Source organism: Clavibacter californiensis (genome assembly GCF_021952865.1).
Taxonomy (GTDB): domain Bacteria; phylum Actinomycetota; class Actinomycetes; order Actinomycetales; family Microbacteriaceae; genus Clavibacter; species Clavibacter californiensis.
In genome coordinates, this window is the sequence record NZ_CP040792.1 from 3,047,433 (window position 1) to 3,070,170 (window position 22,738).

22 protein-coding genes and 1 tRNA gene are annotated in these 22,738 nt (G+C 72.2%); 11 read left to right on the forward strand and 12 right to left on the reverse strand.

Features of this window, described 5'->3' with window-relative positions:
• The 4 genes from FGD68_RS14610 to FGD68_RS14625 all read right to left on the reverse strand — a co-directional run bounded on the left by FGD68_RS14610 (position 1) and on the right by FGD68_RS14625 (position 4,910).
• Positions 1-2,073 (reverse strand): prolyl oligopeptidase family serine peptidase, encoded by a 2,073-nt coding sequence (locus FGD68_RS14610; RefSeq protein WP_119373086.1) that lies wholly within the window; start codon positions 2,071-2,073, stop codon positions 1-3.
• Positions 2,074-2,106: 33 nt separating this feature from the next.
• Complete coding sequence (locus FGD68_RS14615; RefSeq protein WP_104235109.1) at positions 2,107-2,604, reverse strand: HNH endonuclease; 498 nt, start codon at positions 2,602-2,604, stop codon at positions 2,107-2,109.
• Between the two features lie 359 nt (positions 2,605-2,963).
• Positions 2,964-3,806, reverse strand: a complete 843-nt coding sequence (locus tag FGD68_RS15570; RefSeq protein ID WP_315850995.1) for a C40 family peptidase — start codon at positions 3,804-3,806, stop codon at positions 2,964-2,966.
• Positions 3,807-4,211: 405 nt separating this feature from the next.
• A complete protein-coding gene (locus FGD68_RS14625) occupies positions 4,212-4,910 on the reverse strand; it encodes a metal-dependent transcriptional regulator (protein ID WP_104235111.1) in 699 nt (232 codons plus the stop codon).
• A 110-nt stretch (positions 4,911-5,020) separates the two neighbouring features.
• Between FGD68_RS14625 and serC the strand changes: the two genes are divergently transcribed.
• On the forward strand, positions 5,021-6,139 hold the full coding sequence (serC, locus tag FGD68_RS14630) for a phosphoserine transaminase (RefSeq protein WP_119373085.1): 1,119 nt from the start codon (positions 5,021-5,023) through the stop codon (positions 6,137-6,139).
• 72 nt (positions 6,140-6,211) lie between these two features.
• On the opposite strand, the gene FGD68_RS14635 is transcribed toward serC, so the two are convergent.
• Positions 6,212-6,919: a DUF3027 domain-containing protein gene (locus tag FGD68_RS14635; protein ID WP_237609611.1), complete on the reverse strand. Its 708-nt coding sequence runs from the start codon at positions 6,917-6,919 to the stop codon at positions 6,212-6,214.
• A complete protein-coding gene (locus FGD68_RS14640) occupies positions 6,912-7,295 on the reverse strand; it encodes a cold-shock protein (RefSeq protein ID WP_079534890.1) in 384 nt (127 codons plus the stop codon). The genes FGD68_RS14635 and FGD68_RS14640 overlap by 8 nt, the downstream gene beginning before the upstream one ends.
• A 170-nt stretch (positions 7,296-7,465) precedes the next feature.
• Between FGD68_RS14640 and FGD68_RS14645 the strand changes: the two genes are divergently transcribed.
• The 6 genes from FGD68_RS14645 to FGD68_RS14670 all read left to right on the forward strand — a co-directional run bounded on the left by FGD68_RS14645 (position 7,466) and on the right by FGD68_RS14670 (position 14,279).
• Positions 7,466-7,735, forward strand: a complete 270-nt coding sequence (locus tag FGD68_RS14645) for a hypothetical protein (protein WP_104235114.1) — start codon at positions 7,466-7,468, stop codon at positions 7,733-7,735.
• 10 nt (positions 7,736-7,745) lie between these two features.
• Positions 7,746-9,632, forward strand: a complete 1,887-nt coding sequence (locus tag FGD68_RS14650) for a helicase-associated domain-containing protein (RefSeq protein WP_237609612.1) — start codon at positions 7,746-7,748, stop codon at positions 9,630-9,632.
• Positions 9,633-9,652: 20 nt separating this feature from the next.
• On the forward strand, positions 9,653-11,293 hold the full coding sequence (locus FGD68_RS14655) for a DNA repair helicase XPB (protein ID WP_119372296.1): 1,641 nt from the start codon (positions 9,653-9,655) through the stop codon (positions 11,291-11,293).
• Positions 11,294-11,371: 78 nt separating this feature from the next.
• Positions 11,372-12,064: a response regulator transcription factor gene (locus tag FGD68_RS14660; protein ID WP_012039163.1), complete on the forward strand. Its 693-nt coding sequence runs from the start codon at positions 11,372-11,374 to the stop codon at positions 12,062-12,064.
• 120 nt (positions 12,065-12,184) lie between these two features.
• Positions 12,185-13,942 (forward strand): sensor histidine kinase, encoded by a 1,758-nt coding sequence (locus FGD68_RS14665; RefSeq protein ID WP_119372295.1) that lies wholly within the window; start codon positions 12,185-12,187, stop codon positions 13,940-13,942.
• A 46-nt stretch (positions 13,943-13,988) separates the two neighbouring features.
• Positions 13,989-14,279, forward strand: coding sequence for a WXG100 family type VII secretion target (locus tag FGD68_RS14670; RefSeq protein WP_015491075.1), 291 nt, complete (start codon positions 13,989-13,991; stop codon positions 14,277-14,279).
• 131 nt (positions 14,280-14,410) lie between these two features.
• Here FGD68_RS14670 and groL read toward each other — a convergent pair whose 3' ends face one another.
• From groL to FGD68_RS14690, 4 genes are all read right to left on the reverse strand, one after another.
• Positions 14,411-16,030: a chaperonin GroEL gene (gene groL, locus FGD68_RS14675; RefSeq protein ID WP_012039166.1), complete on the reverse strand. Its 1,620-nt coding sequence runs from the start codon at positions 16,028-16,030 to the stop codon at positions 14,411-14,413.
• Positions 16,031-16,219: 189 nt separating this feature from the next.
• Complete coding sequence (locus tag FGD68_RS14680) at positions 16,220-16,438, reverse strand: cold-shock protein (RefSeq protein ID WP_012039167.1); 219 nt, start codon at positions 16,436-16,438, stop codon at positions 16,220-16,222.
• Positions 16,439-16,658: 220 nt separating this feature from the next.
• Complete coding sequence (locus tag FGD68_RS14685; RefSeq protein WP_119372294.1) at positions 16,659-17,231, reverse strand: LytR C-terminal domain-containing protein; 573 nt, start codon at positions 17,229-17,231, stop codon at positions 16,659-16,661.
• Between the two features lie 33 nt (positions 17,232-17,264).
• On the reverse strand, positions 17,265-17,594 hold the full coding sequence (locus tag FGD68_RS14690; protein ID WP_104235119.1) for a DUF3263 domain-containing protein: 330 nt from the start codon (positions 17,592-17,594) through the stop codon (positions 17,265-17,267).
• Between the two features lie 236 nt (positions 17,595-17,830).
• Between FGD68_RS14690 and msrB the strand changes: the two genes are divergently transcribed.
• The gene (gene msrB / locus FGD68_RS14695; RefSeq protein WP_012039170.1) at positions 17,831-18,232 is read left to right on the forward strand and encodes a peptide-methionine (R)-S-oxide reductase MsrB; all 402 of its coding nucleotides are present in this window, start codon (positions 17,831-17,833) and stop codon (positions 18,230-18,232) included.
• A gap of 5 nt (positions 18,233-18,237) precedes the next feature.
• Positions 18,238-18,840 carry a nitroreductase family protein gene (locus tag FGD68_RS14700; protein ID WP_119372297.1) on the forward strand — a complete coding sequence of 201 codons (603 nt, stop codon included), beginning with the start codon at positions 18,238-18,240 and terminating at the stop codon, positions 18,838-18,840.
• A 15-nt stretch (positions 18,841-18,855) separates the two neighbouring features.
• Here the strand turns inward: FGD68_RS14700 and FGD68_RS14705 are convergent.
• Positions 18,856-18,928 (reverse strand) — tRNA-Thr (locus FGD68_RS14705).
• 41 nt (positions 18,929-18,969) lie between these two features.
• A complete protein-coding gene (locus tag FGD68_RS14710; RefSeq protein ID WP_104235120.1) occupies positions 18,970-19,887 on the reverse strand; it encodes a DsbA family protein in 918 nt (305 codons plus the stop codon).
• A gap of 314 nt (positions 19,888-20,201) precedes the next feature.
• Between FGD68_RS14710 and FGD68_RS14715 the strand changes: the two genes are divergently transcribed.
• Both FGD68_RS14715 and FGD68_RS14720 read left to right on the forward strand, forming a co-directional pair.
• Positions 20,202-21,302, forward strand: a complete 1,101-nt coding sequence (locus FGD68_RS14715; protein ID WP_104235121.1) for an ABC transporter ATP-binding protein — start codon at positions 20,202-20,204, stop codon at positions 21,300-21,302.
• A gap of 101 nt (positions 21,303-21,403) precedes the next feature.
• Positions 21,404-22,708, forward strand: a complete 1,305-nt coding sequence (locus FGD68_RS14720; RefSeq protein ID WP_104235122.1) for a DUF4032 domain-containing protein — start codon at positions 21,404-21,406, stop codon at positions 22,706-22,708.
• Positions 22,709-22,738: the final 30 nt, after the last annotated feature.

The following is a 22,738-nucleotide window of genomic DNA, read 5'->3' on the forward strand; positions in this document are numbered from 1 at the left end:
TCAGTCCCCCGCCGGCACGCCGCCGAGCCGCTCCCAGAGGAACGCGTGGATGAGCGACTGCAGGCGCGCCGTCGCGAGATTGTCCGCCGATCCCCCGTGGCCGCCCGCCGTGTTCTCGAAGTACCAGGCGTCCTCGACCCCGGTCTCGTGCAGCAGCGCGACCATCTTCCGCGCCTGCACCGGACCCACGCGATCGTCGCTCTTCGCCGCGTAGACGAGGGTCGGCGGGTACGCGACCCCCGCGCGCACGTTGTGGTACGGCGAGAAGGTCCGGATGAAGTCCCAGTCGGAGGGCACGTCCGGGTCCCCGTACTCGGCGATCCACGACGCCCCGGCCGACAGCCGCGTGTACCGCCGCATGTCGAGCAGCGGCACGCCGCAGACCACCGCGCCGAACAGCTCCGGGTACGTCGTGAGCATGTTGCCGACCAGCAGGCCGCCGTTGCTGCGGCCCTCGCAGCCGAGGCGCGCCGGCACGGTGACGCCGCGGGACACGAGGTCGCGCGCCACCGCCGCGAAGTCCTCGTAGGCCCGGTGCCGCTCTCCCCGGAGCGCCGCACGGTGCCACGCGGGACCGTACTCGCCACCGCCGCGGATGTTCGCGAGCACGAACACGCCGCCGCGCGCCAGCCAGCCGCGCCCCCTGACGCCGCTGTACGACGGCAGCAGGCTGTTCTCGAAGCCGCCGTAGCCGGAGAGCAGCGTGGGCGCGGATCCGTCGAGCGGCAGGTCGCGCGGACCCACCTGGAAGTACGGCACGCGCGTCCCGTCGTCGGACACGGCGAAGTGCTGCTGCACCTCGAGGCCGTCGGCGTCGAACGACGCCGGCTGCTCCTTCACGGGTCGCGGCGCGCCCTCGCCGACCACGCCGTGCAGCAGCGTCGGAGGAGTGAGGAACCCCGTCACGGCGAGCCAGTACTCGTCGGTCTCGCGGTCGGTCGCGACGACGGAGACGGACGCGAGCGGCGTCCCCACGCGCACGTCCTCCTCGCGCCACCCGGCGGGCCCCGCAGCGGTCGGCGGCGTCAGCACGCGGATCCGGCTGGCCACGTCCTCGAGCAGCGTGAGCACGAGGTGCCCCGCGGTCCACGCCCAGTCCTCGAGGCTCCGCGACGAGGTCGGCGCGAAGAGCACGGTGAGCTCCCGGGATCCGGCGAGGAAGTCGTCGAGGCGCGCCGCCAGCAGCGAGCCCGCGGCGTGCACGACGCCGCCGATCTCCGTGTCGGTGCGTGGTCGAAGCACGAGCCACTCGCGGTGCAGGTCGACGTCCACGTCCTCGGGCACGTCGATCGGCACCGTGCCCGCGTCCGTGAGCAGCAGCGTGCGCGACGTGAAGAAGTCCGGCACCTCGCGGACGACGTCGCGCTCGAATCCGGGCGTGGGGTCGTGCGTGACGTGGACGAGCATGTCCGTGGCCGCGACCGCGTGCACCTCAGGGGCGGCGGCCAGCGCCTGCCCGCGGCTCCAGCGGCGCGCGGTGCGCGCGTACGAGCTCTCGGTGAGGCTGCCGGGCCCGAAGTCGGTGCCGACGAAGACCGTGTCCCGGTCGATCCACGACACCATCGTCTTCGCGACCGGCACCTCGAATCCGCCCTCGACGAAGAGCCCGGTGCCGAGGTCGAGCTCGCGGACGGCGACCGCGTCCCCGCCATCCGGCGAGAGCGACACGAGCGCCCGGTCGCGCGCCGGCGACAGCAGCTGCGCCCGCGAGAACTGCCACGGGATCCCCTCGGCCTCGCCCAGCGCGTCCAGGTCGAGCAGCACCTCCCACTCGGGCGCGGGCGCCTGGTACTCGTCGAGCGTCGTGCGACGCCAGAGTCCCTGCACGTGGTCGGCGTCGCGCCAGAGGTTGTAGAGGTGCTCGCCGTGCCGGGTCACGTAGGGGATCCGCTCGTCCGACTCCAGCACCTCGAGCAGCTCGCCCGTCAGATCGGCCCGCGACCCCTCCGGGGACCGCCCGAGCGTCCGCTCGTTCTCCGCTCGCACCCATGCGAGCGCGCGGTCCCCGTGGATCTCCTCCAGCCAGAGGAACGGGTCGTCGGGGGTCGGGGATACGCGAGCGTCGGCGGTCATCCCCTCAGCCTACGGAGGCGAGGGACGCCCGGATCAGGCCGCGGGCGCCAGGAACTCGTCCCATCCGGGCGCGGGCCGCTCCATCCCGCTGACCACCCAGCCGCTCCCCTGCGGCGCCCGGGGCGCCGTGCGCAGCGTCCAGCCCATCTCCTCGGGCGTGCGGTCGCTCTTGCGGTTGTTGCACGACAGGCAGCAGGCCACGAGGTTCTCCCATGTGTCCTTGCCGCCGCGGGATCGCGGGAGGACGTGGTCGATGGTGGTCGCGTTCCTGGCGCAGTACGCGCACCGGCCGCCGTCGCGGCGCAGGACCCCGCGCCGCGAGACGGGCACGCGACGCGCGTGCGGGATCCGCACATACCGCGTGAGCAGGATCACGGACGGGCGCCCCCACGCACCGCCGTTCCCGAGGATCGGGTGCTCCTCGTCCTGGGCGAGCATGGTGGCCTTGCCGCTCAGCACGAGCACCAGGGCCCGCTTGAACGACACGACGGCGAGCGGCTCGAAGCCCGCGTTGAGTACCAGTGTGCGCACGAAATCCCTCTCAGACCGGCCTGGACGGCTTCCAGGAATCCGAATGAGGCGTCCCGCCCCCGGGAACACGCGAAGGCACCGCCGAGTGCTCGGCGATGCCTTCTAGGAGAGCGGGTGACCGCTCGGGTGGAACAGGTGGCTGCCCATCCGGGGATGGTGCCGATGGCCGTGGCGCACGTGCGCATCCATGGTGCGGATGTCAGGTGCGGTGGTCATCGGGGCTCCCGGGCGGGTCGAGGGACGTCTCACCGGACAGGGTAGCCCAGCGTCCCCCGTTTGTCCCGGGCAACGCAGGAGGCCGGCGGCGCATCCCACAGGATGCGTGCCGCCGGCCTCCCGGGGTCGTGCTCGTGCCGGTGTCAGCCCAGGAGGCGGACGTAGTGCACGTTGGAGCTCCAGACCGGGCGCTCCTTGACGTGGTCGCCGGGCTTCGGCGCGTCGATCATGATGCCGTTGCCCGTGTAGATGCCGTCGTGGCTGCCGTCGTTCCAGACCACGATGTCCCCGGCGCGCGCCTGGGAGGCCGGCACCGTGACGCCGGCCGCACCCTGCGCCCGCACCGAGTGCGGGAGGTTGAGGCCGAACTGGGCGAACACGTACTGGACGAGACCCGAGCAGTCGAAGCCCGCGGGGGTGTTGCCGCCGAAGACGTAGGGCACTCCGAGGTACTGGCGGGCGACGGCGGCGACGCCGGTGGCCGAGGTGCCCGGGTAGATCGGGTTCTGTGCGAGCTGCGACGCGGACGCGCCGTCGTACGTCGTGGCGGAGGATGCGAGCTGCGTGCGGCGCTGCTCGGCGAGGGCGGCACGAGCGGCCTCGGCCTTCTGCGCGTTGAGGTCGGCGACGGACGTGGCGGTGAAGCCCTCCTCGACCGGGGCGGACGACGCGTTGTCGGCGGTGACGACCTGCGCGTTGGCGGCCGTGTAGTCCTGCAGCGACGCGCCCTCGGCGGACGACGTGTGCTCGAGCTGCGATCCCGCGGCGTACGCGGGGATGGCCATGACGCCGACGAGGCCGGTGACGAGGGTCATCACGACGGCGTTCGCGGCCTTCGTGCGGCGCGAACGGCCGGCGGGCGCCGGAGCCGGGCTCAGGCGGGGAGCGGGGGCCTGGAGGGTGCGGGTGGCGGAGTCGCGACGCGGCCGGACGGCCTTCGCGGCCTCGGCGGCGCGGAGCTCGCGGCGAGTGGGCAGACGATCCATCCCAGGTGCGGGCGGTCGAGTCGGGTCGGACGGGTTCCCGACGGAACCGCTGATGTCACCATGGGCCAAGTTGTCAACCTCCTGCGTCTCGACGCCGGACATGCTGGCGCCCCGTCCCTCCAAGGTCGTCGAGGGGTACTCATGCAGGGGACGGGTGTCGAGACGCCCTGCACCGGGCCCGGAACCTCTGTGGTGGTCGGTCGGGCCTGTTCGAGAGTAAGGGACGGGCTCCCGTTTGTCATCCTGAGGGACCATATTTCTAACGAATCCATAACGGCAGACGTCATCCTCACGATGGATGCCGGACGGAATCCCCGGTGAGGGCGGCGCGTTCCCCGCGTGTGCCCAGTCCGGGGGGGTCCTGGGGATCCGCCCGCCTTCGGTGCCGGGAACCCCGACGTCGGGTCAGCGCCCGATGAAGATGTGCCCCGCGACCTCGAGCGGCAGCTCGAGCCCCGGTCCCGCCCCGTCCACCCGCACCAGGACGTACGCGCCCTCTCGGGAGAAGGATCCGGTCGCGCCCGGCAGCACGCCGGCCTGCTTCAGCTGGGAGAGCAGCTCCGGGTCGAACTGCACGGGCTCGCCCAGCCGCCGGATCACGCCACGCGCGGGAGCGTCCTCCGTCGTGCCGAGCGACGCCTCGACGATGCTCACGACGCCGGCCATGAACGCGACGGCGGGCGAGTCGCCCAGCTCGTCGAGCCCGGGGATGGGGTTGCCGTACGGCGACTCCGTGGGGTGGCCGAGGAGGTCGAGGATCTTGCGCTCCACCTGCTCGCTCATCACGTGCTCCCAGCGGCAGGCCTCGTCGTGCACGAACTCCCACTCGAGGCCGATGACGTCGCTGAGGAGGCGCTCGGCGAGGCGGTGCTTGCGCATCACGTGGACGGCCTTGCTGCGGCCCTCCGGGGTGAGCTCGAGGTGGCGGTCGCCGCTGACGATCACGAGGCCGTCGCGCTCCATGCGCGCCACCGTCTGCGAGACGGTGGGGCCCGAGTGGCCGAGGCGCTCGGAGATGCGCGCCCGCAGGGGGACGATGGCCTCCTCCTCGAGGTCGAGGATGGTGCGGAGGTACATCTCCGTCGTGTCCACGAGATCAGTCATCGGGCCTCCCTTGCGCCACGGACCAGCCTACTTCCCCGGGTGCGGGATGACAGGCGCGGGGGCGCGTCACGGGCCCGGGGCGATCGAGGGCGGTCCTCTAGCATTGCGGCATGCCGACGACGAAGATCCCCACCGAACTGCTGCCCCTCGACGGACGATTCGGCTGCGGCCCGTCCAAGGTCCGGCAGGCGCAGCTCGACCACCTCGCGCTCGCGGGCGCGCAGATCCTCGGCACCTCCCACCGCCAGGCGCCCGTGAAGGACGTGGTCGGGCGCGTCCGCGACGGGCTGTCCCGGCTCTTCCGCCTGCCCGACGGCTACGAGGTCGTGCTGGGCAACGGCGGATCCACGGCGTTCTGGGACGCCGCGGCCTTCTCCCTCATCGAGCGCCGCAGCCAGAACCTCGTGTTCGGAGAGTTCGGCGGCAAGTTCGCGAAGTCCGCCGCGGCGCCCTTCCTCGAGGCGCCCGACGTGATCCGCGCCGAGCCCGGGAGCCGCGCATCCGCGAACCCGGTCGAGGGCGTCGACGTCTACGCGTGGCCGCACAACGAGACCTCCACCGGCGTCATGGCGCCCGTCACCCGCGTCCACGGCGACGAGGGCGCGCTCACCGTCGTCGACGCGACGAGCGCGGCCGGCGGCATCGACTTCGACGCGGCCCAGGCCGACGTCTACTACTTCGCCCCGCAGAAGAACCTCGCGAGCGACGGCGGCGTCTGGCTCGCGCTGTTCTCCCCGGCCGCCCTCGAGCGCGTGGACCGCATCGCGGCGTCCGGCCGGTGGATCCCCGAGTTCCTCAGCCTGAAGAACGCCGTCGACAACTCGCGCCTGAACCAGACGCTGAACACCCCGGCGCTCGCCACGCTGCTCATGCTCGAGGACCAGCTGGACTGGATCGACCGGGCTGGCGGCCTGGCCTGGGCCGACGCCCGCACGCGCGAGTCGTCCTCCGTCCTCTACGAGTGGGCGGAGCGCGTGGAGTACGCGCGGCCGTTCGTGACGGATCCCGCGCACCGCTCGCAGGTGGTGGTGACGATGGACTTCGACGACTCCATCGACGCGGCCGCCGTGGCGAAGACGCTCCGCGCCAACGGCGTCGTCGACACCGAGCCGTACCGGAAGCTCGGACGCAACCAGCTGCGGGTCGCGACCTTCACGGCCATCGAGCCGGACGACGTGCGCGCCCTCGTGCGCTGCATCGAGTTCGTCGTGGAGCAGGGCGCGGGCTGATCGCGGCCTCCCGGACATGACGACGGCGGCGGCCCCCTCGGGGGTCGCCGCCGTCGTCATGCGGGACGCGGGTCAGCGATCGGCGCCGTCGAAGCTCGTGTCGTCGTCGTCGTCGTCATCGTCATCGTCATCGTCGTCGTCGTCGTCGTCATGGTCGTCGTCGTCGTCGTCCGAGGCAGGGGCCTCGAAGTCGACGCCGTCGAGCACGTCGTCCGCGTCCTCCGCGTCCTCCGCGTCCTCCGCGGGGTCGTCGTCCTCGTCCTGGTCCTCGTCGTCGGACTCCGCCGCGAGGCGCTCGGCCTCCTGGTCGGCCTCGATGCCGGCGAGCCGGTCGGACCACGGGAGCCACTCGGGCGAGAGCAGCGCGCCCTCCCCGGGCATCAGCTCGGCCTCCAGCACGGTGGGGGCCGCGTCGTCGACCCGGGCGAGCGTGACGGTCCAGAACCAACCGGGGTAGCCGGGCATCGTGTTCGCGAACAGGAGCGACAGCACGCGGTCGCCCTCGACGATCGATCCGGCCGGCTCGCCGACGGTCTCGGCCGGCGTGATCTCGAGCAGGCCAGCGCGCGCGAGGTCGACGGCCGCCAGCAGCTCGGCGTCGGGCACGGCCGGCTCCGCGGGCGCCTCCGCTTCCGTCGCGGGGGACTCCGCGGTGGGCGCGTCGGCGGCGGTCAGGTCGCCTGTGGTCTCGTCGACCGCGCCCGGTGCCGTCGTGTCGGCCGTCTCGTCGGTCGCCCTCGACGCGGCGGTCGTCGTCTCGTCGTCCCGCGGCTCAGGCATCGAGCTCCTCCGCGACCCGGCGCAGCAACGCCGCGATCTTCCGGCCGTGGGACTCCTCGGGGTAGCGGCCGCGCTTGAGACCGGTGCCGATCCCGTCGAGCACCTTCACGAGGTCCTCCACGATGACGGCCATGTCATCGGCGGGCTTGCGGGACATGCGGGCCAGCGAGGGCGGGGCGTCGAGGATCCGCGCCGAGAGGGCCTGCGCGCCGCGCTTGCCGTCCGCGATGCCGAACTCCAGCCGGGTGCCGGCCTTCACGCCGGCGACGCCCGAGGGCAGGGCCGACGCGTGCAGGAAGACCTCCTGGCCGTCGTCCGAGCTGATGAACCCGAACCCCTTGTCCTCGTCGTAGAACTTCACCTTGCCGGTGGGCATGCGATCCTCTTCCCTCGCCCCGGGCGGGGCTCGATGTGCTTGTGGGCGGTCCAGTCTATTCGCCGGGGCGCCGACGGACCCGGCGGCGGACCCGGCGGCGGGGACGCCCGGCCCGCCGCCCGGCTCGGATCCGACGCGCCCGGGTGCGTGTCACGGCGTAGTCTGACGGGATGGCATCCGACACCGCACCGAGCGAGGGACGGGCCGAGCGCATCCTCGCGTACATGCTCGCCGGGATCCTGCTGGTCGCGGTGCTGAGCATCCTCGCGATCCTGCTGGCGCCGCTCATCGCCGTCGACGCGTCGCAGTACAGCACCCCCATGTGGCAGGTCATCCTGCTGCTGCCGGCCGTGGGGATCCCCATCGCCGCCCTCCTCTTCATCGCGATCCTGATCATCAGCGTCCGTCGCCGTCGTCGCATGGACGGCACGTCCCGCTGACGGGACGACCATGACCGACGCCCTCGTGCTCGCGGCCCGCCTGCGCGCGCTCGACGACGCCGCGCTCGCCGCCCTGGTCCGTGACCGCCACGTCGACGCCGCGCGCATCGCCGACCTGTTCGACGTCGCCGACGCCCTGCTCGCCCCGGACGCCGTCGCGCGGTCCCTGGAGCAGCTCGACCGCACGGCGCTGGCCGTCCTCGCGGTCGCCGCCGAGGACGGGGCGACCGCCGGGCCTGTCTCCCTCGACGCCGTCCGCGACTCGCTAGCTCGCCGCTCGGGCGAGGACCGGCTGGACCCGGCGGAGCTGACGGCCGCCGCACGCCGGGCCGCGGACACGCTCCTGGCCGGCGTCGACGACGCGGGTCTCACGACGCATCCGGAGGTGGCGGCCGCCCTCGCCGCCTGGCCCGCCGACGGTCTCCCGGGGACGGACGAGCTGGCCCGCCTCGCACCGCCCGCCCCGCTCGCGGCCGTACCCCGCGTCGATCCCGACGAGGTCGACCGACGTGCGGGCGAGAGCGCGTTCCGGTCGGTGGTCGCCGTCGCCGCCCTCGTGGACGAGCTGACCCGCGAGCCCGCGCGCGAGCTGAGCCGAGGCGGCATGTCCCTTCCCGACGCGCGCCGGCTGGCCGCCGCGCTCGGTGCCGACCTCGACGACGTCCCCGCCTACCTGTCCCTCGCCGACCGCGCGACGCTCGTCGGAAGGTCGGATCGCGCCTGGTCCACGACGACGGCATCCGCCGCCTGGTCCGCCCGGCCGACCGCTGAGAGGTGGGAGGCACTCGCCGCGGCCTGGCTGGAGGCGCTGTCGCCCGCCACCCGCGGCATCCTCGCGGAGCGCGCCGAGGCGTCGTGGGGAGCTGGGCTCGTCGACAGCGTCCTCTGGCGCTTCCCCGGCGGATCCGCCTGGATCGGCGAGCGCATCACCGCCTTCACGCGCGACGCCGGGCTCCTCGGCATCTCGACGGGTGACGTCCCGAGCTCCGCGGGCCGCGCGCTCCTCACAACGGGGCCTGGGGCCGCGGCCGCCGCGCTCGCGCCGCACCTGCCCGCCGAGGTCGATCGGGTCTACCTGCAGCACGACCTCACCGTCGTCTCCCCCGGCCCGCTCGATCCCGCGGTCGAGTCGCGCCTGCTCGAGGTCGCCGACGCCGAGGGGCGGGGGCTGGCCGCGACCTACCGGATCTCCACCGCATCCGTCACGCGCGCCCTCGCGTCCGGCGCGACGGCCGACGCCATCCGCGCCCTCCTGGCGGAGATCTCGCTGACCGGCGTCCCCCAGCCCCTCGACTACCTCATCGACGAGGCCGCCGCGCGCTTCGGCCGCCTCCGCGTCCGCCCGGCGTCGCCCTCCGACGCGGTCCCGGATGCCCGGTCGGCGATCGTCTCCGACGACGGGCCGCTGCTCGCCACCCTCCTCGTCGACCGCGACCTCGCGCAGCTGCGGCTCGTGCGCGCGGGCGACGCGGTGCTCACGTCCGCCGCATCGCCCGATGCCGTGGAGCGCGCGCTCGCGGCCGCCCGGCTCGCCCCCGTCCGCGAGGACGCGGCAGGGCACCGGATCGCACCAGCCCCGCGGACCGCCCCCGCGTCCGCGACCGCCGCGGATCCCGAGCCCGACGCCGCGGACGCCCTGGTGTCCCGTGTCCGCGCGGCCGACGGCCCCGACGACGGTGTCGCATGGACGACGCGCCAGCTCGAGGTGGCGATCCGCGCGAGGGCCGCCCTCCGCGTCCGCGTGCGCATGCCGGACGGCCGCGAGGTGGACCACGTGCTCGAGCCCTCCAGCGTGGCCGGCGGGCGGCTTCGCGCCCGCGACCGCATCGCCGACGTCGAGCGCACCCTGCCCCTGTCGAGCGTCGTGGAGATCTCCCCCGCGCCGGCGAGCGCATGAGCGCGCCTAGGCTGGCGGGCATGCCCGACGGCCCCCTCATCGTCCAGAGCGACCGCACCGTCCTCCTCGAGGTGGCCCACGCCGACGCCGAGGACGCGCGCCACGACCTCGCCGTGTTCGCCGAGCTGGAGCGCGCGCCCGAGCACATCCACACGTACCGGATCACCCGGCTCGGCCTCTGGAACGCCCGCGCCGCCGGCCACACGGCCGAGGACATGCTCGCCACCCTCGAGCGCTACTCCCGGTTCCCCGTGCCGCAGTCGGTCACGGTCGACGTCACCGACACGGTCGGACGCTACGGCCGCCTCGTCATCGGGCGCGACTCGGACGGGGAGCTGCAGATCTCGAGCACGGAGTCCGCCGTCCTCTCGGAGGTCGCGAGCTCCCGCCGCATCGCGCCGCTGCTCACGGAGCGCGTGGACGCGACCACCTACCGCGTGCAGGCGTGGGCGCGCGGGCAGCTCAAGCAGGAGCTCGTGAAGATCGGCTGGCCCGCCGAGGACCTCGCCGGGTACACGCCCGGCACGCCCCACGACATGGCGCTCGTGGAGGACGGCTGGACGCTCCGCGGCTACCAGACCGACGCGGTCGACCACTTCCTCGACGGCGGATCCGGCGTGGTCGTCCTCCCCTGCGGCGCCGGCAAGACGCTCGTGGGAGCCGCCGCCATGGCCCGCGCCAAGACCACCACGCTGATCCTCGTCACGAACACCGTGTCGGCCCGCCAGTGGCGCTCGGAGCTGCTCAAGCGCACCACGCTCACCGAGGACGAGATCGGCGAGTACTCGGGCCAGGCCCGCGAGGTCAAGCCCGTGACCATCGCGACGTACCAGATCCTCACCGCCAAGAGGAAGGGCGAGTACGCCCACCTCGCGCTCCTCGACGCGCTCGACTGGGGCCTCGTGGTCTACGACGAGGTGCACCTCCTGCCCGCTCCCGTCTTCAAGCTGACCGCGGACCTCCAGGCCCGCCGCCGCCTCGGCCTCACGGCCACGCTCGTGCGCGAGGACGGTCGCGAGGGCGACGTGTTCAGCCTCATCGGCCCGAAGCGGTTCGACGCGCCCTGGAAGGAGATCGAGGCCCAGGGCTTCATCTCCCCCGCCGAGTGCTTCGAGGTGCGCATCGACCTCCCCGACGACGAGCGCCTCGTCTACGCCGCGGCCGCGGACGACGAGCGCTACCGGCTCGCCGCCACCGCGCCGGCCAAGCTCGAGGTGACGCGCGCCCTGGTCGAGCGGCACCGCGGCGAGAGCATCCTCGTCATCGGGCAGTACCTTGAGCAGATCGACGAGCTCGCGGAGGCGCTCGGCGCCCCGAAGCTCACGGGCGCGACGCCCGTCGCCGAGCGCGAGCGGCTCTACCAGGCGTTCCGCGACGGCACGGAGCGGGTCCTCGTCGTGAGCAAGGTCGCCAACTTCTCGGTGGACCTGCCCGACGCCACGGTCGCGATCCAGGTGTCCGGCTCGTTCGGCTCCCGCCAGGAGGAGGCGCAGCGCCTCGGTCGCCTGCTCCGCCCCGAGGCGTCCGGCCTGTCCGCGAGCTTCTACACGCTCGTCTCCCGCGACACCGTCGACCAGGACTTCGCCCAGAACCGCCAGCGCTTCCTGGCCGAGCAGGGCTACAGCTACACGATCCTCGACGCCGCCGGCATCGCGGCCTGATCTCCGGCGCGCATCCGCCGCGACCGCTCGCCCTGCGCGTCCAGGCGACTCCCAGCGAGCGCGCAGATACTTCAACCCATGAGCGATGGCCCGAAGATCCTTATCGTCGATGACGAACCCAACATCCGCGACCTGCTGACCACGAGCCTCCGGTTCGCCGGGTTCGCGGTCCGCGCCGTCGGCAACGGCGCCCAGGCCATCTCGGCCGTCCTCGAGGAGGAGCCCGACCTCATCATCCTCGACGTGATGCTGCCGGACATGAACGGCTTCGGCGTCACCAAGCGCCTTCGGGCGGCCGGGTACACGGCGCCCATTCTCTTCCTCACGGCGAAGGACGACACCGAGGACAAGATCACGGGCCTCACCGTCGGCGGCGACGACTACGTCACCAAGCCGTTCAGCCTCGACGAGATCGTCGCGCGCATCAAGGCGATCCTGCGCCGCACGATGCACGCCGACGAGGACGCCATCATCCGCGCGGGCGAGCTCACCATGGACCAGGACACGCACGAGGTCCTCGTGGGAGAGGAGCCCATCGAGCTGAGCCCCACCGAGTTCAAGCTGCTGCGCTACCTCATGCTCAACCCCAACCGCGTGCTGTCGAAGGCGCAGATCCTCGACCACGTGTGGGAGTACGACTTCAACGGCGACGCGGGCATCGTCGAGTCGTACATCTCCTACCTGCGCCGCAAGCTCGACCAGCACTCCTCGGAGCCGGTCATCCAGACCAAGCGCGGGTTCGGCTACATGCTCAAGGCCGCCAAGTCCTGATCCTCCGGTCCCGCACGAGGACCCGCTCCACCTGAACGGCCGGACGCCCCTGGGCGCCCGGCCGTTCGCACATGCTGGGTCGCATATCCTCGACCCAGGTCAGCGAGACGGGAACACGAGGTGCGGCCAGTGCACGACTACGTGTCGGAGAAGTGGAACAACGTCTCCCTGCGCACCAAGATCACGAGCGTCACGGTGCTCCTGCTCCTGCTCGGCCTCCTCGTATCCGGCGCCGGCACCATGTACCTGCTGCGGCAGCAGATGGTGAGCCAGCTCGACGCGCAGCTCCGGGTCACCATCACGCAGCTCCCGAAGGTCCTCAACACGGACGCCACGATGCCGGACACGTTCACGCAGGACGACGTCGCCACCGCCGATCCGGCCTGGTTCGTGGTGCTCCTCGACGCCCAGGGCGACGTGCTCGCCGACAACTGGACGGGCGACTCCGCCGAGCACCCCCGCGTCTTCGGCCTCGACCTGGCGCGCGCCTCGCAGATCAACAACGAGATCGTCGTCTTCTCGGACAACTCCGGCAAGAAGGCGTGGCACGGCATCGTCCGGGTGTCGCAGAACGCCTCTCCGGACGCCATGGAGTACTCGACGCTCGTCGTCGCCCGCCCGTTGGAGCAGGTCGACGACCTCGTCGCCACGTACATCGTCATCTTCGCGAGCTTCGGCCTCGCCGTGGTCGTCCTCGGCGCCGCGGTCACGCGCATGCTGGTGACCAGCACGTTCGGCCCGCTGCGCGAGGTCGAGCGCACCGCGGCCGCCATCGCCGGCGGCGACTTCAGCCAGCGCCTCGGCGGCGCGACACCGAACACCGAGGTCGGTCGCCTGAACCGCTCCCTCAACATGATGCTCAGCCGGATCGACCGCGCCTTCGCCGACCGTGCCAAGACCATCGACCAGATGCGGCGCTTCGTCGGCGACGCCAGCCACGAGCTCCGCACTCCGCTGGTATCGGTGCGCGGCTACGCCGAGCTCTACCGGATGGGGGCCCTGCAGACGCCCGAGGACGTGTCGCAGGCCATGGAGCGCATCGAGAAGGAGGCCATCCGCATGGGCGGGCTGGTCGAGGACCTCCTGGAGCTCGCGCGGCTGGACGAGACGAAGCCGCTGCAGCTCGCACCCGTCGACCTCTACCCCATCGCGCGCGACGCCGCCCTCGACGCGATGGCCTCCTCCCAGACGCGCACCGTCACGGCGCTCCCGCCAGTCCTCGTCAACCCCGTCGGCCCGATCCTTGACGCCGACGGCCTCGAGCCGACCCAGGAGCTGTCCCCGGACGCGCAGCGCGGCACCGCGACGACGACGGGCACCGACGCCACCGGGCCCATCGCATTCGCCGGCGCCACGCTGTCGCGCTTCCGCTCCCGGCGCTCGCGCCGCCCCGGCGAGACGGCGACGGACGCCCTCGCCCCGGCCCGCCTCGGCGAGGACGCTCGCGTCCCCGCCGAGGGCTTCGCCATGGTCCAGGCGGAGGAGAACAAGATCCGGCAGGTGGTGACCAACCTCATCGGCAACGCGGTGCGCTTCACGCCCGCCGGCAGCCCGATCGAGCTCGCCACCGTCGTCGACGAGGCCGCACGCGAGGCGCGCATCGAGGTCCGCGACCACGGAGACGGCGTGCCCCCGCAGATCCGCGAGAAGATCTTCCAGCGCTTCTGGCGTGCCGACACGTCGCGCACCCGGGAGACCGGCGGCAGCGGGCTCGGCCTCGCCATCGTGTCCGCCATCGTCGCCGCGCACCGCGGCCGCGTCGACGTGGTCGAGACCGAGGGCGGCGGCGCGACCTTCCGCGTGATCCTGCCCCTCCTCCCCAGCGCCGAGGGCTCGACGGCCTCCACGCCCAGCACCCCGCCCGCCCCCGCGTCCTGATCTCCGCGTAGCCTCCGCCCGTCCCATGACGAGAAGGAGGAGACGCATGACGAGGTATCAGGTGGACAGCGAGGCCGTCCTGTCGGCCACCGCGGCGGTCCAGGGCAGCATCGGCCGCATCCAGGCGGAGGTGGCGGGCCTGCACGGCCAGCTCGCCGACCTGCAGGGCTCGTGGTCCGGCAGCGCGGCCACGGCCTTCCAGGGCGTGGTCGCCGAGTGGAAGGGCACGCAGCAGCGCGTCGAGGAGGCGCTGGCGAGCATCAACCAGGCGCTGAGCTCCGCAGCCCGGCAGTACGCGGAGGTGGAGGAGGGCAACGCCCGCATGTTCGCGCACTAGCGCGACGCGGCGGCCGTCAACCGCCGCAGGAGCATCCGCGCACGACGAAGCGGGCGGCCCCGTGAGGGACCGCCCGCTTCGTCGTGCTGATCGTGCTGGTGGGCGGGGCGTCTCCGCCCCACCCGGTCGGACTAGAAGTCCATGCCACCCGTGGGGTCGCCGGCCGGGGCCGGGTTCTTCTCGGGCTTGTCGGCGACGACCGCCTCGGTCGTGAGGAACAGACCGGCGATGGACGCGGCGTTCAGCAGAGCCGAGCGCGTGACCTTCACCGGGTCGTTGATCCCCGCGGCGAGCATGTCGACGTACTCGCCCGTGGCGGCGTTGAGGCCGTGACCCGAAGGGAGGTTGCGGACGCGCTCGGCCACGACGCCGGGCTCGAGGCCCGCGTTGAGGGCGATCTGCTTGAGCGGAGCGTCGACCGCGACGCGGACGATGTTCGCGCCCGTCGCCTCGTCGCCCTCGAGCTGGAGCTTCTCGAACGCGAGCTTGCCGGCCTGGATGAGGGCGACGCCACCACCGGCGACGATGCCCTCCTCGACGGCGGCCTTCGCGTTGCGGACGGCGTCCTCGATGCGGTGCTTGCGCTCCTTGAGCTCCACCTCGGTCGCGGCGCCGGCCTTGATGACGGCCACGCCGCCGGCCAGCTTCGCGAGGCGCTCCTGGAGCTTCTCGCGGTCGTAGTCGCTGTCCGTGTTGCCGATCTCGTTGCGGATCTGCTGCACGCGGGCCGCGATCTCGGTGGCGTCTCCGCCGCCCTCGACGATCGTGGTCTCGTCCTTGGTGATGACGACCTTGCGGGCCGTGCCGAGCAGGTCGAGGGTGACGTTCTCGAGCTTGAGGCCGACCTCCTCGGCGATGACCTGGCCACCGGTGAGGATGGCGATGTCCTGCAGCTGCGCCTTGCGACGGTCGCCGAAGCCGGGGGCCTTGACGGCGACCGACTTGAAGATGCCGCGGATCTTGTTCACGACGAGCGTGGCCAGGGCCTCGCCGTCGACGTCCTCGGCGATGATGAGGAGCTGCTTGCCCGACTGGATGACCTTGTCGACGATGGGCAGGAGGTCCTTGATGTTCGAGATCTTCGAGTTGACGATCAGGATGTACGCGTCCTCGAACACGGCCTCCTGGCGCTCGGGGTCCGTGACGAAGTACTGCGACAGGTAGCCCTTGTCGAAGCGCATGCCCTCGGTGAGCTCGAGCTCGGTGCCGAAGGTGTTGGACTCCTCGACGGTGACGACGCCCTCCTTGCCGACCTTGTCGATCGCCTCGGCGATGATGGCGCCGATGGTGGAGTCGCCGGCGGAGATGGACGCGGTGGCGGCGATCTCCTCCTTGGTCTCGATCTCCTTCGCGGCGGCCTTGAGCTCCTCCGTGACGGCCGCGACGGCCTTCTCGATGCCGCGCTTGAGGCTGATGGGGTCGGCGCCCGCGGCGACGTTGCGGAGGCCCTCGCGGACCAGCGCCTGCGCGAGGACGGTCGCGGTGGTCGTGCCGTCACCGGCGACGTCGTCGGTCTTCTTGGCGACCTCCTTGACGAGCTCCGCGCCGATCTTCTCGAACGGGTCGTCGAGCTCGATCTCCTTGGCGATGGACACGCCGTCGTTCGTGATCGTGGGGGCGCCCCACTTCTTCTCGAGGACGACGTTGCGGCCACGCGGGCCGAGCGTCACGCGGACCGCGTCGGCCAGGATGTTCAGGCCGCGCTCGAGGCCGCGGCGGGCTTCTTCGTCAAAAGCGATGATCTTAGCCATGTGTATCTCTCGTCCCTCCCGGACGTCAGGAAAAAGGCAGTCGTCTAGCACTCCCCGTGAGGGAGTGCCAGGGACGATTCTGGCACTCGCCCTACGGGAGTGCAAGCGAGCCGCCCACAGGCTGGACGCCGGTCGGGATGCGACGACGCCGCCGCCCGGACGGGCGACGGCGTCGTGGCGGGATGCTCCCTAGGCCAGCGTGACGTTCTCCGCCTGCAGGCCCTTGGAGCCCTGGCCGATCTCGAAGGCGACGCGCTGCCCCTCCTCGAGGACCTTGTAGCCGGACATCTCGATCGCCGAGTAGTGGACGAAGACGTCCTGCTGGGCAGGACCGCCCTCGACGGCGTCCACGGTGATGAACCCGAACCCCTTCTCCCCATTGAACCACTTCACGGTGCCGTTGGCCATGTGCTTCTCCATGTGCGAATGCGCGGTGTCGGGGGCACGGTGCCGCCACCCCCGGGTCGGCCGCGGAGCCCTGCATCGACCCCGCGCCACGCCCTCGGGACGTACGGCGCGCAGCACCTGGACGCGGCGGGCGTGCGACCAGGCAGCACGATAGACAGAGCCGACGACGCCCCGTCGGGTTACTCCACGGGGACGACTCGGCGGGCCGAGACGGAGGCGTTCAGCCCTTGGCGGCGTAGTCGGCGCCGAGCACTGCCGTGAGCTTCGACGCCTGGGCCGCGGCCGTGCCCTCGGCCGGTCGGAACTGGTCGGACTGCGCCACGTCGCCCACCCCCAGCGCCGCGACGAGGCCGCGCGCGGCGCCTTCGTCCGCGTCGTCGTAGTAGTAGACGGTCGTGGTGGCGATGTCGGTGGAGCTGGCGTTCAAGCGGGACGCGATGGCCCAGCCCTCCTTCTCGAGCGCCGTCGCGGCCCGGGCCGAGAGACCCGACGTCCTCGTGCCGTTGAGGACGGTCACGACCATGCCGGGCACGGCGGTGGGAGCGGCGGTCGGCTGCTCGGTGGGCGCGGCCTCCTCGGAGGAGCCGCCGCTCGGGATGATGTCGGTGAACGAGACCCGGTCGTTGATGACGAAGAGCCCGACGACGCCGAGGCCCACGAGCAGGCCGGTCGCGAGGGCCGCCCACGCGAAGGCGCGGAAGCGGTGGTGAGGCGGACGGGGCGCGCGATGGGCGCCCACTCGGCTCAGGTCGCCGGGGACCTCGTCGAAGCGGTCGGGAGCGTGGGAGGGCATGGGGGTCTCGTGTCTCCTCGGTGGGGCGCGGGGTCAGCGCGCGGTCGGTCGGTGCGGGAGACCGGTGGGCAGGGCGCGTGCCGCGCGCGCGGCGGCGCGCGTCTCACGGAGTCGCAGGAGGCGCCCGACGAGGAGCGGGTCGTAGGCGAGGGCCTCGCGCGTCTCGAGCAGGGATCCGAGCAGCTGGTAGTAGCGCGTGGCCGAGAGGCCGAAGGCCTGGCGGATGGCCTCCTCCTTCGCCCCGGCGTGACGCGTCCAGTCCCGCTCGAAGTCGAGGACCGCGCGGGCGCGGGCGTCGAGCTCGACGACCGGATGCGATCCGGCCGCCGGAGCGGTCGTGGAGCTTGTCTCGCGCTGGTCCACGGCATGCTCCTTCCCCGACATCCCCCACATACTAGGTGCGCCTCGCTGAGCGCCTTGCGCAGCATGCCGGGGTGTCCACGCACCGCGACGGGCACCGCGGCAGCGCATCGCGTCCGCTCGCATCCCGGAGCGGATCGTCCCCCGCATGCAGGAATCGACGGGGGCCCGCGGCGGTTGTCCATGGAGGCGCGCTGGGACGCCGCCCCTAGGATCGACCAGCGAGAAAGGACCCGCACATGGCCTACGAGATCGAGAAGACCGACGACGAGTGGCGCCAGGAGCTCTCCCCGGAGGAGTACGCGGTGCTGCGCCAGCAGGCCACCGAGCGCCCCTGGACCGGCGAGCTGCTGGACGAGGAGCGCACCGGCGTCTACGGGTGCAAGGCCTGCGGCGCCGAGCTCTTCACGAGCGACACCAAGTTCGACTCCCACTGCGGGTGGCCGAGCTTCTACGCGCCGAAGGAGAGCGACGCCGTCAAGCTGTACACGGACACGAGCCTCGGCATGAAGCGCGTCGAGGTCGTCTGCGCCCGGTGCGGATCGCACCTCGGGCACGTCTTCGACGACGCGCCGCAGACCCCCACCGGCGACCGGTTCTGCATGAACTCGGTCTCCATGTCGTTCCGCACCGCGGAGTGATGGGCGTGCCGCGGCATCGGGCGGGCGGCACCCCCGACCCGTCCGGGCCCGGCACCCCTTCGCAGGGCGGACCCGTCCTGGAGGCGCTCCGCGGTCGGCGGTCCCGCTCGTCCGTGGGCGCCGCGTCCCCGACGCACGAGGATCTCGTCCCGCTCGTCGAGGCCGCCTCACGGCTCGCCGACCACGGCGGTCTGCGGCCGTGGCGTGTCATCGAGATCCGCGGAGGCGCGCGTGACAGCCTCGGCGCCGCGATGGACGAGGCGGCGGGCGACCCCGGATCCGGCAAGCACCGCAAGAAGACGCATCGCGCGAGCCTCCTGATCGCCGTCGTCGCCAGCCGCACCCCGAGCCGCAAGGCGCCGGACTGGGAGCAGGAGGCGGTCGCCGCGGGTGTCGCGCACGCTCTCACCCTGCTGCTCGAGGAGCAGGGGTGGGGCGTGTTCTGGCGCACCGGCAGCCTCACGCGCAGCGAGCCGGTGCGACGCATGCACGGCCTGCGCGACGGCGAGGACCTGCTCGGCTGGCTCTACGTCGGCGATGTGGCCGACGACGACAAGGGCCCGCGTGCGACCGTCGACGGCGAGCGGATGATCACCGTCCTCGACTGAGCGAACGGCATCGAGAGCCGGCCACGGGACTCGAACCCGTAACCGCCGCATTACAAGTGCGGTGCGCTACCAATTGCGCCAGGCCGGCCGACGGACCTCGCGGGCCGTCGATCCATCATACGAGCCGCGCTACGGGGCGGTCGTCGGCGTCTCGGACGGCGCAGGGGTCGGGGTGGGCGTCGTCGTCGCGTCCTGGCCGGCGGCCTGGAGCACGAAGGCGGCGAACGCCTTCGCGTCGTCCGGCTGGCCCGTGTACTGGCGGTCTCCCACCACGATGATCGGGGCGCCCACGACCTTGTCGACGTTCGAGTCGGGGATGTCGCCGTCCAGGACGCGGTCGGTCGCGGCGTTGACCCACGACTGGAACCGCTGGTCGGAGACGCACTTCGCGATGTCGGACGAGCCGGCGCCCGCCTGCCCGGCGAGCTCGACGATGCGATCGTCGCTGAGGCCCGTGCTCTGCTCGGCGGGCTGCTCCGCGAAGAGCGCGGAGTTGAAGGCCCAGAAGTCATCGGGTGCCGCGTCGGCGACGCACGCGGCCGCGTTGGCCGCCCGAAGGGAGTAGGCCTGCGACTTGCTGGTGAGGATCGCGACGGGGTGGATCTCCACCGTGGCCGCGCCCGACTGGAGCCAGCCCTCCATCTGCGCGCCGTTGGTGTCCTGGAACTCCTTGCACGCCGTGCAGAGGTAGTCGACGTAGACGCGGATGTGGGCGACGCCGGCGGCCTCGGACTCGGTGGGCACCGGATCCTGCTCGGGGTCGAGGGCCTGCGTGGGGACCGCGGCGAGGTCCTTGCCGATGAGGATGCCGTCGCTCGCCATGTTCTGGGGGCCGGGTCCCGCCGGCCGTGCTCCCTGGACGACGACGAGGCCCACCACCACGACGACCGCGATCAGGGCCGCGGCGATGCCGCCGCGGATGGCGTAGCGGCCGAACACATCCCGGCGGCGCTGCTTCATCCGGTTGAGCCGCGCCTTCTCGCGCGCGGCCTCGCGGCGTCGTCGGTGACCGCCGTGCGGTTCGTGCGCGGGCGGCGTGCTGCTCATGGATCCTCGCTCAGTGGATGGGGATTCGGCGCGGGCGGGCTCCCGGACGACCTCAGGACTCTAGGCGGCCAGTCTGGGAAAGCGATGACGCGGCGGGCGCGGGTGCATCGCCGCAGGAGACGATACAGGCCCGCGACACCCTGTCCCCGGGTGGGGAATAGTCGCCGATCCGCATCGTGCCGGGCTTCCCGACCGCACACCCGCGTGCAATACTCAACGGGTGGTCGTCGTCGCCCACAGCGATGAGCCATGAGCATCACATCCATCACCACGGATCGTCGGGCACGTACCTGCCCGTGAAGGAGAACACCGAAATGGCATCTGTAACTTTCGACAAGGCCACGCGCCTCTACCCGGGCTCGACGCGCCCCGCGGTCGACCAGATCGACCTGGAGGTCGCCGACGGCGAGTTCCTCGTCCTCGTCGGCCCGTCCGGCTGCGGCAAGTCGACCACCCTCCGCATGCTCGCGGGCCTCGAGGAGGTCAACGACGGCAACATCTTCATCGGCGACCGCAACGTCACGGACGTCCCGCCGAAGGATCGCGACATCGCGATGGTCTTCCAGAACTACGCGCTGTACCCGCACATGACGGTCGCCGAGAACATGGGCTTCGCGCTCAAGATCGCGGGCGTCGGCAAGGACGAGCGCGCCACCCGCGTCCTCGAGGCAGCCAAGCTCCTCGACCTCGAGCCCTACCTCAGCCGCAAGCCCAAGGCGCTCTCCGGCGGCCAGCGCCAGCGCGTCGCCATGGGCCGGGCGATCGTGCGCCAGCCGCAGGTGTTCCTCATGGACGAGCCGCTGTCGAACCTGGACGCGAAGCTCCGCGTCCAGACCCGCACGCAGATCGCGTCGCTCCAGCGCCGCCTCGGCGTCACCACGGTGTACGTCACCCACGACCAGACCGAGGCGCTCACCATGGGCGACCGCATCGCGGTCCTCAAGGACGGCGTCCTGCAGCAGGTCGGCACCCCGCGCGACCTGTACGAGAAGCCGCAGAACGTCTTCGTCGCCGGATTCATCGGCTCGCCCGCGATGAACCTCTTCACCGCGAACGTCGTCGACGGCGGCGTGCAGTTCGGCTCCGCCGTGGTGCCCGTCGAGCGCGACGTCCTCACGAACGCGACCGGCAACGCCGTGACCATCGGCGTGCGTCCCGAGGACGTCGTCGTCAGCACCTCGCAGGGCCAGGGCCTCTCGGTCACAGTGGACCTCGTCGAGGAGCTCGGCGCGGACGGCTACCTCTACGGCCACACCGACATCGAGGGCAAGCGCACCGACCTCGTCGCGCGCGTCGACGGCCGCATGCACCCGAACGCCGGCGACACCGTCTTCATCACGCCGCAGCCGGGTCACCTCCACGCCTTCGACGCCGAGAGCGGCCTCCGCCTCAACGCGCCGGTCGCCGCGAGCTGATCGAGCCCTCCCACCGCCGCTGCCGCGGTCCCCGCGCTCCCCTCACCGGGAGCACCGGGGGCCGCGGCAGCGGCGTTTCCGCGGTCGGGTAGGGTCGCACCATGGCCGGATCCCTGAACATCACCTCGGCGACGGTCGATCCCGCGCTCCTCGACCTGCCCTGGCAGCTGCCGCTCGACGAGTGGCCCTCCTCGGCCATCGCGACCCTCCCGAAGGGCATCTCCCGGCACCTCGTGCGCTTCGCGAACCTGTCCGGCTACGTCATCGCCATCAAGGAGACGACGGACGAGATGGCGCGCGGCGAGTACGACATGCTGCGGACGCTGCAGCGGCTCGAGATCCCGTGCGTGGAACCCGTCGCGGTGATCACGAACCGCACCGACGAGGACGGCGACCCGCTCAAGTCGGTGCTCGTCACCCGGCACCTCAAGTTCTCGCTCCCCTACCGGGCGCTGTTCTCGCAGCAGCTGCGACCGGACACCGCGACGCGTCTGGTGGACGCCCTGGCCGTCCTGCTCGTGCGCCTCCACATGATCGGCTTCTTCTGGGGGGACGTCTCCCTGTCGAACACCCTCTTCCGCCGCGACGCGGGAGCGTTCGCCGCGTACCTGGTGGACGCGGAGACCGGCAAGCTCTTCAACGGCGGCCTCTCCAACGGGCAGCGCGAGAACGACCTCGAGATCGCACGGGTCAACATCGCCGGCGAGCTCATGGACCTGGAGGCCGGCGGGCGCATCGAGGAGGGCCTCGACCCGCTCGAGACGAGCACGCGCATCGTCGCGCAGTACCGCACGCTCTGGAAGGAGCTCACGGGTCGCGAGGAGTTCCCCACGTCCGAGCGCTGGCGCATCAACGAGCGCGTCGACCGCCTCAACCACCTCGGCTTCGACATCGAGGAGCTCGCGATCCGCACGACCGCCGAGGGCTCGCAGGTGCGCATCCAGCCCAAGGTCGTCGACGCGGGGCACCACCAGCGACGGCTGCTGCGCCTCACGGGAGTGGACGCGCAGGAGAACCAGGCGCGTCGACTCCTCAACGACCTCGACTCGTACACGGCGACGTTCGACAAGCAGGACCTCGACGAGGAGATGGTGGCGCACGAGTGGGTCGCGCGCGTCTTCGAGCCCGTCGTGCGGGCGATCCCCCGCGACCTCCGCGGCAAGCTGGAGCCCGCCGAGGTCTTCCACCAGCTGCTCGAGCACCGCTGGTACATGTCGCAGAAGCTCAGCAGGGACATCCCGCTCGCCGAGGCCGTGACCGCGTACGTGCAGGACATCCTCCGCCACCGGCGCGACGAGGCGACGGTCATCGACCCGCCGACCGAGTCGATCGGCGTGATCGAGGACGAGTCGGACGTGCCCATCACCGAGGCCGAGGCCGCGGAGGACTGGCGCACGAAGGTCTGAGCGCCCCCGCGCGGGGTGCACGCAGGAGGA

Coding starts and splice junctions, on each gene's coding strand:
- FGD68_RS14710 (WP_104235120.1), bottom strand. CDS start 19,887: ATGAGCAGCACGCCGCCCGCGCACGAACCGCACGGCGGTCACCGACGA.
- serC (WP_119373085.1), top strand. CDS start 5,021: ATGCCGACGACGAAGATCCCCACCGAACTGCTGCCCCTCGACGGACGA.
- FGD68_RS14660 (WP_012039163.1), top strand. CDS start 11,372: ATGAGCGATGGCCCGAAGATCCTTATCGTCGATGACGAACCCAACATC.
- FGD68_RS14645 (WP_104235114.1), top strand. CDS start 7,466: ATGGCATCCGACACCGCACCGAGCGAGGGACGGGCCGAGCGCATCCTC.
- FGD68_RS14685 (WP_119372294.1), bottom strand. CDS start 17,231: ATGCCCTCCCACGCTCCCGACCGCTTCGACGAGGTCCCCGGCGACCTG.
- FGD68_RS14670 (WP_015491075.1), top strand. CDS start 13,989: ATGACGAGGTATCAGGTGGACAGCGAGGCCGTCCTGTCGGCCACCGCG.
- FGD68_RS15570 (WP_315850995.1), bottom strand. CDS start 3,806: ATGGATCGTCTGCCCACTCGCCGCGAGCTCCGCGCCGCCGAGGCCGCG.
- FGD68_RS14720 (WP_104235122.1), top strand. CDS start 21,404: ATGGCCGGATCCCTGAACATCACCTCGGCGACGGTCGATCCCGCGCTC.
- FGD68_RS14655 (WP_119372296.1), top strand. CDS start 9,653: ATGCCCGACGGCCCCCTCATCGTCCAGAGCGACCGCACCGTCCTCCTC.
- groL (WP_012039166.1), bottom strand. CDS start 16,030: ATGGCTAAGATCATCGCTTTTGACGAAGAAGCCCGCCGCGGCCTCGAG.
- FGD68_RS14640 (WP_079534890.1), bottom strand. CDS start 7,295: ATGCCCACCGGCAAGGTGAAGTTCTACGACGAGGACAAGGGGTTCGGG.
- FGD68_RS14680 (WP_012039167.1), bottom strand. CDS start 16,438: ATGGCCAACGGCACCGTGAAGTGGTTCAATGGGGAGAAGGGGTTCGGG.
- FGD68_RS14715 (WP_104235121.1), top strand. CDS start 20,202: ATGGCATCTGTAACTTTCGACAAGGCCACGCGCCTCTACCCGGGCTCG.
- FGD68_RS14610 (WP_119373086.1), bottom strand. CDS start 2,073: ATGACCGCCGACGCTCGCGTATCCCCGACCCCCGACGACCCGTTCCTC.
- msrB (WP_012039170.1), top strand. CDS start 17,831: ATGGCCTACGAGATCGAGAAGACCGACGACGAGTGGCGCCAGGAGCTC.
- FGD68_RS14650 (WP_237609612.1), top strand. CDS start 7,746: ATGACCGACGCCCTCGTGCTCGCGGCCCGCCTGCGCGCGCTCGACGAC.
- FGD68_RS14625 (WP_104235111.1), bottom strand. CDS start 4,910: ATGACTGATCTCGTGGACACGACGGAGATGTACCTCCGCACCATCCTC.
- FGD68_RS14635 (WP_237609611.1), bottom strand. CDS start 6,919: ATGCCTGAGCCGCGGGACGACGAGACGACGACCGCCGCGTCGAGGGCG.